Source organism: Roseovarius albus (assembly GCF_900172335.1).
Taxonomy (GTDB): domain Bacteria; phylum Pseudomonadota; class Alphaproteobacteria; order Rhodobacterales; family Rhodobacteraceae; genus Roseovarius; species Roseovarius albus.
Genome location: NZ_FWFX01000002.1, coordinates 386,833 through 402,147, shown reverse-complemented (window position 1 = coordinate 402,147; position 15,315 = coordinate 386,833). Strand labels below are relative to the sequence as shown.

General features: G+C 54.8%; 15 protein-coding genes. 7 read left to right on the top strand and 8 right to left on the bottom strand.

Annotation, left to right across the window (positions count from 1 at the left end; genetic code table 11):
* Positions 1–66: 66 nt before the first annotated feature.
* Genes ROA7450_RS04845 through ROA7450_RS04835 form a run of 3 tightly spaced genes read right to left on the bottom strand, consistent with a single transcriptional unit; the run spans position 67 to position 2,809 of the window.
* Entirely contained in the window at positions 67–807 is a 741-nt protein-coding gene (locus ROA7450_RS04845) for an SDR family oxidoreductase (protein ID WP_085804524.1), read from the bottom strand.
* On the bottom strand, positions 798–1,946 hold the full coding sequence (locus tag ROA7450_RS04840) for a winged helix-turn-helix domain-containing protein (protein ID WP_306372422.1): 1,149 nt from the start codon (positions 1,944–1,946) through the stop codon (positions 798–800). The genes ROA7450_RS04845 and ROA7450_RS04840 overlap by 10 nt, the downstream gene beginning before the upstream one ends.
* Before the next feature lie 38 nt (positions 1,947–1,984).
* The gene (locus ROA7450_RS04835) at positions 1,985–2,809 is read right to left on the bottom strand and encodes a hypothetical protein (protein ID WP_143534360.1); all 825 of its coding nucleotides are present in this window, start codon (positions 2,807–2,809) and stop codon (positions 1,985–1,987) included.
* 153 nt (positions 2,810–2,962) lie between these two features.
* On the opposite strand from ROA7450_RS04835, the gene panB reads away from it, so the two are divergent.
* The 3 genes from panB to ROA7450_RS04820 all read left to right on the top strand — a co-directional run bounded on the left by panB (position 2,963) and on the right by ROA7450_RS04820 (position 6,221).
* Positions 2,963–3,790 carry a 3-methyl-2-oxobutanoate hydroxymethyltransferase gene (gene panB, locus ROA7450_RS04830; RefSeq protein WP_085804521.1) on the top strand — a complete coding sequence of 276 codons (828 nt, stop codon included), beginning with the start codon at positions 2,963–2,965 and terminating at the stop codon, positions 3,788–3,790.
* On the top strand, positions 3,787–4,629 hold the full coding sequence (gene panC / locus ROA7450_RS04825; RefSeq protein ID WP_085804520.1) for a pantoate--beta-alanine ligase: 843 nt from the start codon (positions 3,787–3,789) through the stop codon (positions 4,627–4,629). Before panB ends, panC begins: the two co-directional genes overlap by 4 nt.
* 77 nt (positions 4,630–4,706) lie before the next feature.
* Positions 4,707–6,221: a YifB family Mg chelatase-like AAA ATPase gene (locus ROA7450_RS04820; protein WP_085804519.1), complete on the top strand. Its 1,515-nt coding sequence runs from the start codon at positions 4,707–4,709 to the stop codon at positions 6,219–6,221.
* Here the strand turns inward: ROA7450_RS04820 and ROA7450_RS04815 are convergent.
* The 4 genes from ROA7450_RS04815 to rsmI form a co-directional block, all read right to left on the bottom strand.
* Positions 6,187–7,029, bottom strand: a complete 843-nt coding sequence (locus ROA7450_RS04815) for an alpha/beta hydrolase (RefSeq protein WP_159454000.1) — start codon at positions 7,027–7,029, stop codon at positions 6,187–6,189. The two genes, ROA7450_RS04820 and ROA7450_RS04815, sit on opposite strands and share 35 nt — an antisense overlap.
* A gap of 71 nt (positions 7,030–7,100) precedes the next feature.
* Positions 7,101–8,036 carry a glutathione synthase gene (gshB, locus tag ROA7450_RS04810; RefSeq protein WP_085804517.1) on the bottom strand — a complete coding sequence of 312 codons (936 nt, stop codon included), beginning with the start codon at positions 8,034–8,036 and terminating at the stop codon, positions 7,101–7,103.
* Positions 8,037–8,099: 63 nt separating this feature from the next.
* Positions 8,100–8,510, bottom strand: coding sequence for a YraN family protein (locus tag ROA7450_RS04805; protein WP_085804516.1), 411 nt, complete (start codon positions 8,508–8,510; stop codon positions 8,100–8,102).
* Positions 8,510–9,370 carry a 16S rRNA (cytidine(1402)-2'-O)-methyltransferase gene (gene rsmI / locus ROA7450_RS04800; protein WP_085804515.1) on the bottom strand — a complete coding sequence of 287 codons (861 nt, stop codon included), beginning with the start codon at positions 9,368–9,370 and terminating at the stop codon, positions 8,510–8,512. Before rsmI ends, ROA7450_RS04805 begins: the two co-directional genes overlap by 1 nt.
* A gap of 90 nt (positions 9,371–9,460) precedes the next feature.
* Between rsmI and ROA7450_RS04795 the strand changes: the two genes are divergently transcribed.
* The 3 genes from ROA7450_RS04795 (at position 9,461) to ROA7450_RS04785 (ending at position 13,717) form a co-directional block, all read left to right on the top strand.
* A complete protein-coding gene (locus ROA7450_RS04795; protein WP_085804514.1) occupies positions 9,461–10,639 on the top strand; it encodes a penicillin-binding protein activator in 1,179 nt (392 codons plus the stop codon).
* Positions 10,640–10,657: 18 nt separating this feature from the next.
* On the top strand, positions 10,658–13,429 hold the full coding sequence (locus tag ROA7450_RS04790; protein ID WP_234999442.1) for a [protein-PII] uridylyltransferase: 2,772 nt from the start codon (positions 10,658–10,660) through the stop codon (positions 13,427–13,429).
* 93 nt (positions 13,430–13,522) lie between these two features.
* Complete coding sequence (locus ROA7450_RS04785; RefSeq protein ID WP_143534359.1) at positions 13,523–13,717, top strand: putative hemolysin; 195 nt, start codon at positions 13,523–13,525, stop codon at positions 13,715–13,717.
* A gap of 101 nt (positions 13,718–13,818) precedes the next feature.
* Here the strand turns inward: ROA7450_RS04785 and ROA7450_RS04780 are convergent, their stop codons facing one another.
* Positions 13,819–14,274 (bottom strand): PACE efflux transporter, encoded by a 456-nt coding sequence (locus ROA7450_RS04780; protein WP_159453999.1) that lies wholly within the window; start codon positions 14,272–14,274, stop codon positions 13,819–13,821.
* Between the two features lie 85 nt (positions 14,275–14,359).
* Here ROA7450_RS04780 and ROA7450_RS04775 point away from each other — a divergent pair, with 85 nt between their 5' ends.
* Entirely contained in the window at positions 14,360–15,256 is an 897-nt protein-coding gene (locus ROA7450_RS04775; protein WP_085804510.1) for a LysR family transcriptional regulator, read from the top strand.
* The last annotated feature ends 59 nt before the right edge of the window (positions 15,257–15,315 follow it).

Sequence of the window (15,315 nt, the reverse complement as noted above, 5' to 3'; positions counted from 1 at the left end):
ACACGGTCAAATTTGTTCCTAATTCCGCCTTAATGCTTTCGCTCATGAATGAACAGGCCGTTTTCATCAAATGCAACGTCCCCCATCCACCTCAAGACAGACGCCCGTGATCATATCCGCCTCGTCGCTGCAGAGAAAGGCAGCAGCGCTGCCCATGTCGTTCGGAGTGGAAAACCGCCCAATGGGGATTGTCGACAGGAACTTCGCGCGCATTTCTGGGGTGTCTTTCCCCATGAAGGATGCCAAAAGCGGCGTTTCCCCGGCAACCGGATTGAGCGCGTTTACACGGATGCCAAAGGGCGCCAGTTCCACGGCCATCGCGCGGGTGGCGGTGATCATCCATCCCTTTGAGGCATTGTACCAGTTCAGATTGGGACGCGGGCTGACCCCTGCAGTGGAAGCCATATTAAGGAACACGCCGCTCTTGCGGGCTTTCATTACCGGAACAAATAGCTGTGCAGCCAAAAAGACGGATTTGCAGTTGACCGCGAAAACGCGGTCAAAGTCTTCTGCGCTGACTTCTTCCATCGGTTGCGGAAGATGGGTAACGCCAGCATTGTTCACCACAATGTCGGGCACACCACAATGTTCCCTCAGATAATCAGCCATGGCGGCCATGCTGTCGGAGTTTGAGACATCCACCTGACAGTGCTGGGTGTTGAGCTCCTCCGCTTTGGCTCTCGCGTCATCGCCGTTGATATCCGCGATGACAACCTCCGCTCCCTCGTTCAGAAATTTGCGTACGATACCCTCGCCAAAGCCACTGGCACCGCCAGTCACAACGGCCGTTTTTCCGTTCAGGCGCATGACACCTGCCCTTTCTGTTTGGGGCGGGGGACCGCCCAATCGATTTCGGAAATACTTGCGAGGCGCGCGAAACGACGCAGTTCCGCATCAAGCTTATCCAACCGGGCTGCACCCCAACTCACCCCCGCCTCGGGCCAGAAGCCGATCACCCTCATCCAGTTTTGCGCACGGTCCGCCTTTAGTTCGATCCGTCCGACAAAGCGCCCCCCTTCGAGCAGAGGATATACGTAGTAACCCCACTGGCGTTTAGATTTGGGCACGAACATTTCGTTGCGATAGGCAAATCCAAACAGGCGTTCAAGACGATTGCGGTCACGTATGGCAGGGTCAAATGGATTCAATATACGCAAGCGTATGGTTGGGGTTGGCAAGTTTTCAAGGCGCGTTTCGATATCTTGTGCAGCCCATGTTTCACGGTACTGTCCATCTGCCCCCTGCACCAATGCAGGTACGAGACTTTGCTGCAATGCCCAAGCCTTGGCCTCTTGCGCCGACATCGCCTCCCAAAAGCGTTGTACTTCGCCCGTTGATGCTATGCTGAGCCTATCAATCGCATGATTACAAAGGGAAAGTATGTGATCAGCATCACATCCCACGTCTTCAGGGAGTGGAGCGAAAACCCGCTCTGCCAGATTATAGAACTTCACAAAATTTTCGCGATAGCAAGTGGCGAGCTCACCCGCGTACCACATCTGATCCAATGCCTTTTTATGCGGCGGGCGGGCCCACATTTCACGCCGATCAACCTTGGTTTCAAAGGCGTGGGTTGATAAGGCACCTTCCCTTTCGATACGCTTCCGTATGGATTGTATTTCTGACTGCCCTAGGCCTGATTGATACCAATCGCTCTGCGCCACCTTCGCGCCCAACCTACGAAACTGCCGCTGCCAGACCGGCAGGAAATCCATTGGAATGAGTGAGGCATCATGGGTGAAATGTTCAAACAATTCACGCTTGGCCAGCAGATCCCATAGCATACCTTCGCGGTAATTCTGATTGCGCGACCAGATGATATGATTGTGCGCGCGCGTTATATTCCGGATGGTATCAATCTGAACAAAACCCAAATCGCGAACGATGCCCATGACATCCAAGGGCCCAACCGGTGTGCCTGCAAGGCCGTTAGTCCAAAGCCACAAGTGCCTCGCCTGTTTGTTTGGTATGCGTAACCTAGCAGTCATGGCAAACTCAGAAACATCATAGCGTCCCTCAAATCATTTCCGGTCTGCGATAAGGCCTCTTGGATGTAGAGGCGCGCCAATACACAGGCCTGTGAAATGCTCGCACTTTTCGGGTCATTCAGCCCGCGCTTCAATTTTTTCTCGTCTTTGCGCCCGACAAGGCGGGTTTCGACACCTTGCCTGATATTCCCCTCAATCTGCGCGCGACGCTGATCCGTCAAAATTACGGGGCTGTGCGACACGCCCAATCGTGCTGCCTTGTGTTGTAAGCGATAATACTCCCTAAGCGCAGCTGTGTTCAAACGCGCCGCAGTCGTTGCAACTGATCTATTGTAATGTTCTGCAGATAGTCTACCGGTGACCAATCGCCCACAAGTGCGACGAGGCAATGCATTCAGAATCGCCTGCTCAACTTTATAAAAATAGACCAACTCAGTCGTGGTTAGATGCCCCATGCCTTGATCAACGAGAGGCAGAATAAACCCATCAGGTTGCACGACGATTTGTTCAGGATTCTGATAAGCTGAGATCACCAGGTCAGCAATATGGCTGATGATCAAAGGGTCGCTGTTGATATTTTTAATGTGAGCAGAGGCAAGATCAAGATTTTCCCCAGAAAATCCTAGCGCAATAAGCTCATCTCGAATCGGCACGTTGGCCTGCCATTCCAAAAGCAGCCTTTCCACGTCGGTTTTCTTGACTTCGACGGTTTGCGCCCACAGCGGAACAGCCAGACAGCAAAGCAGCGCAATTACTAATGTCTTCAAATTAGGTCCTTCCAGATCCCGAGACAAAGTCCTTGATAAAACATGATGCAACAAGATTAGCCGGCTTCAAGCAAGTGAAAACGTCCTCTGAAAAATTACGCACTAAAAATTGGATTAACGTCTGGCTGGAAAATCAACTCCGTCATAGATTTCCTGTTCAGGACTTGCTATTTAACGCTGCAACGCAGCATCAGACGGTGATTTAACATGAGCGCCACGGCCCGCAAAACTGCCCCCCTGCCCGAGGACATCCGGGCCGCCAAAGGGGGCACGCCTTTGGTCAGCCTGACCGCCTATACCACACCCATGGCACGGATGATGGATGGGCATTGCGACTTTGTCTTGGTCGGTGACAGTGTCGGTATGGTGTTGCATGGGCTGCCCTCTACGTTGGGTGTGACCCTTGAAATGATGATTATGCACGGACAGGCAGTGGCACGTGGATTGGACAAATCCATGCTAGTGATCGACATGCCATTTGGTAGCTACGAGGAAAGCCCGACTCAGGCGTTTCGGAGCGCTGCGCGCATTATGCGTGAAACCGGGGCGGCCGCGATAAAACTAGAAGGTGGTCAGCACATGGCCGAGACCATCGCTTTTCTGGTGGCACGCGGCATTCCGGTGATGGCGCATATTGGACTGACTCCGCAGTCGATCAACACCTTGGGCGGCTACAAGGTGCAGGGCCGCGATGGCCAAGCTGGGGCTTTGTTGGCGGATGCGCGGGCGGTAACTGAGGCTGGCGCGTTTTCCGTGGTTCTAGAGAAGGTCCCGGCGGCACTGGCTGATCAGATCACCGCCGAGATTGCCATTCCAACCATCGGCATAGGGGCCTCGGCGGGCTGTGACGGGCAAATTCTGGTTGTCGATGACATGCTGGGCCTGTTCACAACTTTCAAACCCAAATTCGTCAAACGCTATGCCGAATTTGGTACTGCAGGCGAAGAGGCTATAAAAACCTACGCCACGGAAGTGCGCGCGCGCAGCTTCCCCGCTCCCGAACATACCTTTGCGGATAAGGCCCCCGGCAAATGACACCACCAATTTTGCGCACTTTGCCCGCGCTGCGCGCGGTCACTTCGGAATGGCAAAACGCCGGGGAAACCATCGGTGTGGTTCCCACAATGGGCGCATTGCACGATGGGCACTTGTCTTTGGTCAAAGCGGCGAAAGAAACCTGTGATAGGGTGATCACCACAATTTTTGTGAACCCCAAACAGTTCAACAACCCAGATGATCTGAAGAATTATCCGCGGACCGAAGAGGATGACGCCCGCAAACTGGCGCGTTTCAACATTGATGCTGTTTATGTCCCAGATGTGGATCAGATTTATCCCGAAGGGTTTTCAACAACGGTCTCGGTTTCTGGCCTGACTGATGTGATGGATGGCGTCATGCGTCCGGGGCATTTTGACGGTGTTGCCACGGTGGTCAGCAAGCTGTTCCGACAAACTTCGGCGACAGACACTTTCTTCGGTGAAAAAGACTTCCAGCAGCTTCAGATCGTGCGTCGTATGGCGCGAGACCTGGATATTCCGATCACCGTACATGGCTGCCCGACCATCCGTGAAATTGACGGGTTGGCGATGTCGTCTCGTAACCTTTTGCTGTCGGACCGTGCGCGTGTCAAAGCGCCGCTTCTTTTTGAAGAAATGGAAAACATTGTTGAGGGCGTACAGGCTGGTCAGGAATTTGTCGATCTGCAAGAGCGGGCGATCAACCGACTGCAGAACGCCGGGTTCAACAAAGTAGAATACCTTGAAATCCGCGCCAATGATGACCTGCGTTTACTGTCCGCGCCAACTCACCCTGCACGGCTTTTTGCCGCTGCTTGGTTGGCAGGTGTGCGCCTGATAGACAATATTGCCATCTAGTTATTGAGCACGAATATTAACCATTCATAAACCCTACCGTTCTAGCATTAACCACGTTGAACGAGGCAGGTGGGGTGATGGTTGCACGCGCTTATACAGTCGCCTTCGAGGGGGTCGAGGCCCGACAGGTCGAGGTGCAATGCGCCGTCACCCCCGGCCTGCCCGCCTTTTCATTGGTTGGCCTTCCAGACAAGGCCGTATCCGAAGCGCGTGATCGGGTGCGCACGGCGTTGAACTCCATGGCCATCGCCCTGCCTTCTAAACGCATCACCATCAATCTAAGTCCTGCTGACCTGCCCAAAGTGGGCAGCCACTTTGACCTTCCCATCGCTCTGTCGCTGCTGGCTGCGCTTGAAATCATCCCTATGGATGCGGTTGAAAGCACAACCTCGCTGGGCGAGCTGTCACTCGACGGCACTTTGATCCCCGTGATTGGCGCATTGCCCGCCGCCCTTGCCGCGGCACAGGAAGACCGGACTTTGCTTTGCCCCAAAGCGTCGGGCGCCGAGGCCGCCTGGGTTGACGCGGCACAGGTGATTGGAGCCATGAATTTGGCGGATGTCATCCGGCATTACACCGGGCAATCCCCTCTCCCCCCCTCGACGCCCGGTGAAGTTGTCCAAGACGATGCGGGCAGGGATCTGCGCGATGTTAAAGGTCAGGAGCGTGCCAAGCGCGTGCTCGAAATCGCCGCAGCAGGACGGCACCATCTGATGATGGTTGGAGCTCCCGGCTCGGGCAAATCCATGCTGGCGGCCCGGCTGCCGGGCATCTTGCCACCGCTTAACGCCGCAGAGGCCTTGGAAACCTCGATGATACACTCGTTGGCAGGACTCATTGATGAAGGCGGAATCAACCGCACGCGCCCGTTTCGCGAGCCGCACCACACGGCCTCGATGGCCGCCATTGTCGGTGGCGGGCGCCGGGCCGGTCCGGGCGAAATCAGCCTAACTCACAATGGTGTGCTGTTCATGGATGAATTTCCAGAGTTTTCCCGCCCCGTGCTCGAAACCTTGCGACAGCCGATTGAAACCGGCGAGGTGATCGTTGCCCGGGCCAATGCCCACGTGAAATACCCTTGTCGTTTCTTGTTGGTGGCGGCTGCAAATCCCTGCAAATGCGGCTACCTGTCTGACCCCGCGCGCGCCTGCGCCCGGGTTCCAATGTGCGGCGAGGACTACATGGGTCGTATTTCCGGGCCCTTGATGGACCGGTTCGATCTACGCATTGAAGTACCTCCCGTGGCCTTTGCGGATCTGGATTTGCCTCCATCGGGCGATCACAGCACAGACATTGCCGCGCGCGTGGCCGCAGCGCGAGCGGTCCAAGAGGAACGCTTTGATGGCTTTCAGGGCACGCGCCTCAATGCCGACGTCGAAGGCAACGCATTGGATGAAATCGCAACACCTGATCCTGAAGGCCGAGACCTGATAACCAAGGCTGCAGAGCGATTTGGCCTGTCCGCGCGGGGATATCATCGTGTATTGCGCGTGGCGCGCACCATCGCCGATCTAGATCAATCCGTGGATGTCCGGAAACAGCACGTGGCCGAGGCGATTAGCTATCGGATTTCGGCGATGAAAGAGAATTGATCCAATCCGCAACCACCTGCAAAGTCGCGCGCCCTTCTGGTAAAAAAGCTTGGAAAATAGGCCAAACATGCGGCAGACCTCGTTCGACAATTTCGGTCACATTCACACCTTCAGCTCGCAATTTTTGTGCCATTCGAAGCGTGTCGTCTAGCAGAACTTCTTGATCCGAGACTGCTAACCAAACCGGCGGTGCCCCTTTGAAATCGGCCTGAAGAGGCGACAGTGTTGGCAAGTTCGGATCAAATGTCCCGACGTAAAGATTAAGCATATCCTCCGCACGCGTTATTGGAATCAATGAATCCGAAGACGCATTGCTTGAGAAGCTTTCACCAGAAAATGCTAAATCAGTAACTGGGGAAAAACAAAAACACCCCAAAGGTTTCGGTAATTTTTGTCTCAGGATCTCTCCTAAGAGTACAAGCGCCAAATTTCCACCGGCGCTATCGCCACCTAAAACAACACCTCCGGGATGGGCCATTACAGCCGTATATGCCAAAATCACATCATCCACAGCGGCGGGAAATGGGGCGGCGGTTGCGAGCCTATAATTGGGCAAACAAGCCTGCGCACCAGCTTTTAGGCAAATGTGAGAAACCATAGATTGATGTGTAATGGCCGATCCGCAAACGAATGCCCCGCCATGGATATACAAAATGAGCGGACCTGATTGCTCTCTGTCAACACCTACATGCGTCGCCTCCAATTGCCGTCCATCGTATTGAAGTGACTTGCTTTCGCATTGAACGCCGCGAGGAGTTGGAAACAAAAAGCTTGCCTGCCACTCGAATGAGCGCGCGAGGCGATGCAAGTTTTGCTCCCATCTCAGGTATGGCTTTGCGCACGTCTTGAGCAAACCATTTAAGATAGGCCGCATCAGGCTCATGTACGCTTGGCCTCAATCGCCTCCCAAATACGTGCGGCGACATTGATTCCGTCAAAGCGCTCCAGTTCCTGAATACCGGTGGGGGAAGTTACGTTGATCTCGGTCAGGTAATCGCCGATCACATCGATGCCGACAAAGACCTGACCTTTCTCCTTCAGCAGCGGACCAATACGGTCGCAGATTTCACGGTCACGCGCGCTGAGTTCGATCTTTTCCGGGCGGCCACCAACGTGCATATTCGAGCGGGTTTCACCCTTGGCCGGTACGCGGTTGATCGCCCCCACCGGCTCGCCATCAATCAGAATAACCCGCTTGTCGCCGTTCGAGACATCGGGCAGGAACTTCTGCACGATCAATGGCTCTCGGCTGAATCCGGTGAACAGCTCATGCAGAGAACTCAGATTTCGGTCCTCTGGGGTCAAACGGAATACGCCTGCACCGCCATTGCCATATAGCGGCTTGAGGATGACATCTCCATGCTCCTCTTTGAATGCCTTGATTGTGTCGAGATCACGCGCGATTGTCGTCGGCGGTGTTAGGTCCGGAAAATCCAATACCAGCAGTTTTTCAGGGTAATTGCGCACCCAAAACGGATCATTCACCACCAGTGTTTCGGGGTGAATACGGTCCAGCAGGTGGGTGGTCGTGATATAGAACATGTCAAACGGCGGATCCTGACGCAGCCAGACCACGTCAAAGTCAGTCAGATCCACCTCGGCCTCTCCGTCCAAGTGAACGTGATCTCCCTGAACGCGCTGCACCGTCATTGGGTAACCCCGCGCAGTGATCCGGCCTGCCTGATAGGACAACTTGTCAGGCGTGTAGTAAAACAGTTCATGCCCGCGCGCTTGCGCTTCTTCAGCCAGACGAAAGCTGCTGTCGGCATTGATATCGACCGATTCAATCGGATCCATTTGAAAGGCGATTTTCATAGGCGGCCCCCGGGCTTGAAGTCTTGCCCGCTTTACATGAGGCATCCACGGCCCGAGTGCAAATCAGAAATGTCCGAACGCGTTTTCGATCACTTTGATGTGTCCCTGAACATCGACCACGGCACAATCGAACCGTGAGGATGTCAGCTCGCCCTTGGGTAAAAGCTCAAGATATTCGGAGGCGGCCCCGTAAATGCGTCGCATCTGTCTGGGATGCAAACGCGCTGCGGCAGCTTGAAAGCTTCGCGCCTTCTTCACTTCGACAAATACAAAAACGTCACCCTCTTGCACAATAAGATCAATCTCGCCACCCTGCCCTTGCCAACGCCTCTTTTGTATTGTCGCGCCACGCCGTTGATAGACTGCGGCAACCTGATCCTCTGCCGTGAACCCCGCGAGAAACGCCGTCGCGCCGGTGCGTTGGGCGCGCGCTTCTATGGTCGCGCAATTTGGCTTTGGCTGACTTTTCGGCATTACGCCTCCTTCGACATGGCCAGCGCCTGCTGGTACACCTTCCGGCGCGGCAAAGAGTACTGCGCAGACACCTGATTCGCAGCATCACGAACCGACAGGGTTTGCAATGCCATACGCAGGGCTGTTTCTAAATCAGAATCACTAACAACTTCTTTATCCCCGCGATCAATCAAGACCACGATCTCACCCTTCAATGGTCGCTCAGAGCAAAGCTCGGCAAGCTCACCCAAAGTCCCGCGCATCACCTCTTCGAACTTCTTGGTCAATTCGCGGCACACAACCGCCCGCCGTGTTGGGCCCAGCGCCTGAGCCGCGTCCGACAGCATGGCGGCAACACGCTTGGGTGATTCGTAAAACACAAGTGTGGCGGTGACCGGCGCCAGTTCTGCCAGCGCAGTCTTGCGCTTGCCCGAAGCCGTGGGCAGGAACCCGCCAAAGAAAAACCGGTCCGTCGGCAAGCCAGCAAGTGTCAGCGCCGTGATCACGGCAGACGGACCCGGTGCAGAGATCAAAGAATGACCTTCAGCCACAACAGAACGCGCAAGATCAAACCCCGGGTCGGCGACCATGGGCGTCCCCGCCTCGGAGGCGTAAACTACTGATTTTCCTTGTCCCAATGCTTGGATGAGGCGTGGCCGCACCTTATCCCCATTGTGGTCATGATAGGCCAAAACTCTGCGGTCCCTAAGTGGTATTCCGTGAATCTCCATGAGCTTGCGCAGGCTGCGCGTATCCTCCGCCACAAGCAAGTCTGCAGAGGTCAGAATATCGAGCGCACGCAGCGTGATGTCGCGCGCCGTACCAATCGGCGTGGCAATCAGGTACAAACCTGACGCCAGTTTTCTACTTTCGGGATTCATCACTGGACCCGCCTTCTATGACGTTTATTATTAGCCTCAGATAAGCAGGAAAATGTACGCCTGCCACCACGAGGGAGTTTCAAGGGTCTTATGTTTGCTGTTTTCACAACCGGGCGCAAGATGTTGCGCCGAATCGCGCTGCTGTTGCCTGCTTTTGTATTGGCGGCCTGCCAAACTGCTGGCGTCGGAAGCAACAACGGCCCTTCGATTGACCCGAATGCCCCTGTTGCAGTCGCCCTTTTGGTGCCGCATGGCTCGGCCGTGTCGAACGAGGCCTTTCTCGCCAAAGACCTTGAGAACGCCGCGCGATTGGCCGTTTCAGATCTGAGCGGCGTGAAAATAGACTTGCGCGTCTACGGAACCGCGGGTCAGGCTGGACTTGCACAGCAGGTCGCGTTGCGTGCCATTGATGAGGGCGCCAAAATCATCATTGGCCCACTGCACGCATCTTCCGCGAACGCGGTTGCGGTGGCTGTCGCAAATAAAGACGTTAATGTTTTGGCGTTCTCAAACAACCCAACCATTGCTGGCGGCAACCTTTTTGTTCTGGGTCAGACATTCGAGAACACCGCTGATCGCTTGGTGGATTTTTCCGTAAGCCAAGGCAAATCCCGGATCATGACAGTCTACGCGAACAATTTAGCTGGGCAACTGGGCCGCGATGCAATCGCACAAGCAATTGCCAGCAACGGAGCGACAGCTGCAGGCGCTGTTCAGTATGAATTCTCTGAATCCGGCGTGGTTTCGGCAGTCCCCGCGATTAAACAAGCCGTCCAGAGCAACCAGACGAATGCTATCTTTACCACTGCAAATGCCGCTGGTGCGTTGCCATTGTTCTCAGAAATGTTGCCCGAAGCCGGTCTTGGCCCTGACGCGATGCAATATATCGGCTTGTCCCGCTGGGATACGCCACGACAGACTCTGTCTCTGTCCGGGGTCCAAAACGGTTGGTTTGCGATGCCTGATCCATCTCGCACCGCACAATATCGCAGCCGATTTGAAGCCGCCTACGGCAACACACCTCATGCCATCAGTGGCCTTGCCTATGATGGGGTTGCCGCAGTTGGTGCATTGGTCAAATCTGGCAAGCGCGATGCGTTGACCACCTCGGCCTTGACACAGGGTGCTGGCTTCCAAGGGGTCACAGGCGTGTTTCGCCTGCTGAAAGATGGCACCAACGAGCGCGGCCTTGCAGTGGCGACCGTCCGCAATAACCAAGTCGTCGTCGTCTCACCTGCGCCACGCAGCTTCAGCGGTGCTGGATTCTAAAGACAGAAGGTCTGACAATTGTTGCAAACGCTCCTGCCCCGACCGGATGATCTGATTTGTCCGGCCGGAGATATTTTCGATGCCGATGTCGTACATTCACAAATCAAAGAAGCCTTGCAGGCTGCAGGGAACGATGCCGGGGCGCAACGCAATGCTCTGACTGGCATACTCGCGACCCAGCTCAAAACTGGGCGCAAGGCGATCAGTGAGGCCCTCAAAATGCACCCGCTTGCCGCACGCCCGGTAGTGCGATCCTATTGCTGGTTGACCGATTGTATTTTACTGACCACGCTTGATTACGTCACCAGACATCTGCATCCAAATCCGAACCCGACCGAAGCCGAACACATCGCGGTTTACGCTGTGGGCGGTTATGGTCGCGGGGAAATGGCGCCGCAGTCGGATGTCGATTTGTTGTTCTTGGTGCCCTACAAAGTTACCCCCTGGGTAGAAAGCGTGATTGAAAGCACGCTCTATATCCTGTGGGACTTGCGGCTTAAGGTCGGGCATTCCTGCCGTTCCACGAAAGAGTGCCTGCGCCTCGCGGAAAGTGATTTTACCATTCGCACCGCCTTGTTAGAAAAACGTTTCCTGTTCGGCGATGTTGACCTTGCCGAAACCATGCGTGCGCGTTTGCGTGAAGAGCTATTTACCGGCACTGAGCGCGAGTTTATTGAGGCCAAGCTGGAAGAGCGCGAAGCCCGCCACGAAAAGCAGGGCGGCCAGCGCTACATGGTTGAGCCCAACGTGAAAGAGAGCAAAGGTGGGTTGCGTGATCTGCAGTCGCTTTATTGGATCGCCAAGTATCTTTATCGCGTCGACGACATTGCCGAATTGGTTGCGCTCGGCCTTTTCACCGAAGAAGAGTTTGATACCTTTACGCGCGCTGAGAACTTCCTCTGGGCAGCACGTTGCCATCTACATCTGCTCACCAACCGGCCAAGCGAACAGCTCAACTTTGACCTCCAAGTCGAGGTCGCCGACCGCATGGGGTATCTGGATATTGCTGGGCGGCGGGCGGTCGAGCATTTCATGCAGGATTATTTCCGCCACGCCACATCAGTGGGCGATCTGACACGCATCTTCCTGACCAAGTTGGAAGCCACGCACGCCAAATCACAACCCATCCTACAGCGGTTACTAACCCGCAAACGCCGCTTAAAACCCGGTTATGCCGAGGTGCATGGCCGCATCGCCATTGCAGATCCGGACACGTTTTTACAAGACCGTTTAAACCTGTTGCGCCTTTTTGAGGAAGGGCTGCGCACGGGTCTGCTGATCCATCCAGATGCGATGCGTTTGGTCACGGCCAATCTCCATCTGATCGACGATGAACTACGAAATGATGCACAGGCGCAAAAGCTGTTCCTGGACCTGCTGCTCAAACATGGCAACCCCGAACGGGCCCTGCGCCGGATGAATGAACTCGGGGTGCTTTCGGCCTTTATCCCCGAGTTTGAACTGATCGTGGCGATGATGCAATTCAATATGTATCACCACTATACCGTTGATGAGCACACTATCCAGTGCATCAGCAATCTGGCCCAGATCGAGCGCCACGAGTTGATCGAGGAATTGCCAATCGCCTCCTCGATTCTAGATGACGGCGTAAACCGGCGCATTCTGTATGTCGCGCTACTATTGCATGACATCGGCAAAGGGCGACAGGAAGACCATTCGATTCTTGGCGCAAAAATCACCCGCAAGGTGGCCCCCCGTTTGGGATTAAAACCCGCCGAAGTCGACACCGCTGAATGGTTGGTGCGTTACCACCTACTGATGTCAGATATGGCGCAAAAACGCGATATCGCAGACCCCCGCACGGTGCGGGATTTTGCCAAGGCAGTGCAAACAAAAGAGCGGCTGGATCTGCTGTGCGTATTGACCGTGTGTGACATTCGCGGTGTTGGCCCAAACACTTGGAACAATTGGAAAGCCACACTTCTTCGCTCGCTTTATGCGCAGACACGCAGGGCACTTGAAGGTGGGCTGGAAGCGCTCAATCGCGAGCAGCGGGGGTCAGATGCCAAGCGCAACCTCCGCGAAGCGCTAAAGGATTGGGACGCAAAGAACCTGAAGGTTGAAACCGCCCGTCATTACCCGCCTTATTGGCAGGGTTTGCATGTCACTGCTCACATCATATTTGCCCGATTACTGCGTGATCTGAAGCCAAATTCGGTTGGCATGGATCTCGCCATTGACGAAGACCGCGACGCCACCCGCGCCTGTTTTGCGCTGGCGGATCACCCCGGCATTTTCTCGCGTCTGGCCGGGGCGCTGGCCTTGGTTGGGGCTAATGTGGTTGATGCGCGCACTTATACCTCAAAGGACGGCTATGCCACGGCAGTGTTCTGGATACAGGACGCCGATGGCCACCCCTACGAGGCAGAGCGCCTGCCCCGCCTGAGCCAGATGATCAACAAGACCCTCAAAGGTGAGGTCGTCGCTCGTGACGCGATGCAAAGCCGCGACAAGATCAAAAAACGCGAACGCGCCTTCCGCGTACCGACGCATATCACTTTTGATAACGAGGGTTCGGAAATCTACACGCTGATCGAGGTCGACACACGCGACCGCCCAGGCCTGCTCTATGATCTGACTCGCACGCTCGCGAATAACAACGTCTACATCAACTCCGCCGTCATCGCGACCTACGGCGAGCAGGTAGTCGATACGTTTTATGTCAAGGATATGTTTGGGTTAAAATTCTACTCAGAGTCCAAGCAAAAAGCACTTGAGAAGAAGCTACGTGATGCCATCATGCAGGGTGCGGAGCGCGCTCAGGCTTGACACCTCTCGCCTTGACAGAAAACGAGCTTCAATGAACAGCTCACCAGTATCTTTGTGGGCCGCGATTTGAACAATCACAACCGCATATTTCCGATGCTCACCTTGTCAGGATGCCACGGGGCCAATGAGGGTGCCCAATTGGCCAATCCGGCAGCCGTCTATTGTGTCGATCAATGTGGAACGTTGGTGCGCCGCGAAACAGCAGATGGGCAGACCAGCGATGGCCAGCTGCCCGATGGACGTACGATCGACCAACGGGAATTCTACCGGGCACATATCCCGACTTGAAATCCCTTTCCCAAATGCCCGTAAATTTGCCCAAGCTTATTCGTGGTACTTGTTCGCAACATCTATACTTGAGCCATTCTCGATATCAGGACTGGATCGAACTAAGCCTCGCACACCCCAGTTTTAGGGATAACTGGAAACAGACGATCAAAAACTAAGGTAAAGACATACGTGTAGCCCACCACAAAAGTTGTCACCACGGCATCCGTCGCCAAGGCCTGCAACACGGTAACCTGCAAAAACCACATCAGGATCGGCAGTGAGGTCAACATCAACGTCACCTCGAATCCCATGGCATGCACGATCCGTCCCAGATGTGAGCGTTCGCTGGCTGTGCGGCCCGAACGGGCATCAATGCGGTCAAACACCCAGTTGTAGATCAGATGCATCAGCATGGCCTTGAGTGACAGGATCACTCCCAGCAGGCCAATTTCAGCAAAGCCCTTGTTAAAGAACATTGCACCTGCCGGGATCAAAAGCATCATCAGGATCACTTCGAATGATACCGCATAGACCATCCGGTCTTTTCCCGTTCTCAATGCAACCGTTTCTGACATGGTTTCCTCCATCGTTGCATTGCTTTATATCTCGAATAGCGGATAATAATAGTTGGTAAGTATCTAAATTTCAGATAGGTAAGGTATGCCATCGCACGATAGCCTGCAAGCCTTTGTCCTTTCCGCCGAGCTCGGCTCATTCTCGGCCGCAGCACGGCAGTTGGGTAAGGCACAATCCGCCATTTCCACGGCCATCGCCAATCTTGAGATTGACACCGGCCTGACCTTATTCGATCGCAGCAGCCGTTCGCCCACCCTCACCAAAGAAGGGGAAACCCTTCTCCCCCATGCGAAGGGAATCCTGCTGGGCAATCGTGAGTTCATGGCAAAGGCAACCTCTATGAGTGAAGACATCGAAGACAGCCTGACATTAGCCATCGAACAAGGCCTAAACCAAAGCCCGGTGCTCGATGTCTTAGGTCGGTTTGTTGAAACCTTTCCTCATGTCTCGCTTGAGATGCTGACCACCGGCCCGAATGACACGGCAACTCTTTTGAAGGAGGGCCGTGCCGATCTAGGGTTGATGACCGAGCAGGAAGGCTATCCCTCCGGGTTTCATTTCCACGGTGTTGGGCATTCAGTCATGGTCTCGGTTTGTCGTGCCACACATCCTTTGGCCAGCCTTGCGACAGTTGCGCACAAAGACCTGCGCCAGTACCGCCAAATCGTGCTGCGCAGCCGCTCTCGCGATACCATCGGCCTGATAGGAGAGCTGCACTATGCCGATCCTTGGTATGCCGAAAGCCCGCGCATGATCATCGACCTATTATTGCATGGCTTGGGCTGGGCCGAACTCCCGTTACCTGTTGTCCACTCCCTTATTGCATCTGGAGAACTGACCGAACTGCGTTACGACTTTCAACACAGTGACCAGATTGAAGGCATCGACGTGGTGTGGACAGAACAGCATGCCTTAGGCCGCGCCGGGCAATGGATCTTGGACGCGCTGCTCAAAGTGCCCCAAGAAGAATGGCGGGGCTAAGACCAATGCCCTCCTCTGGAAATACCGAGTTTCCCATATTTTATGTTACAGTCCTATCC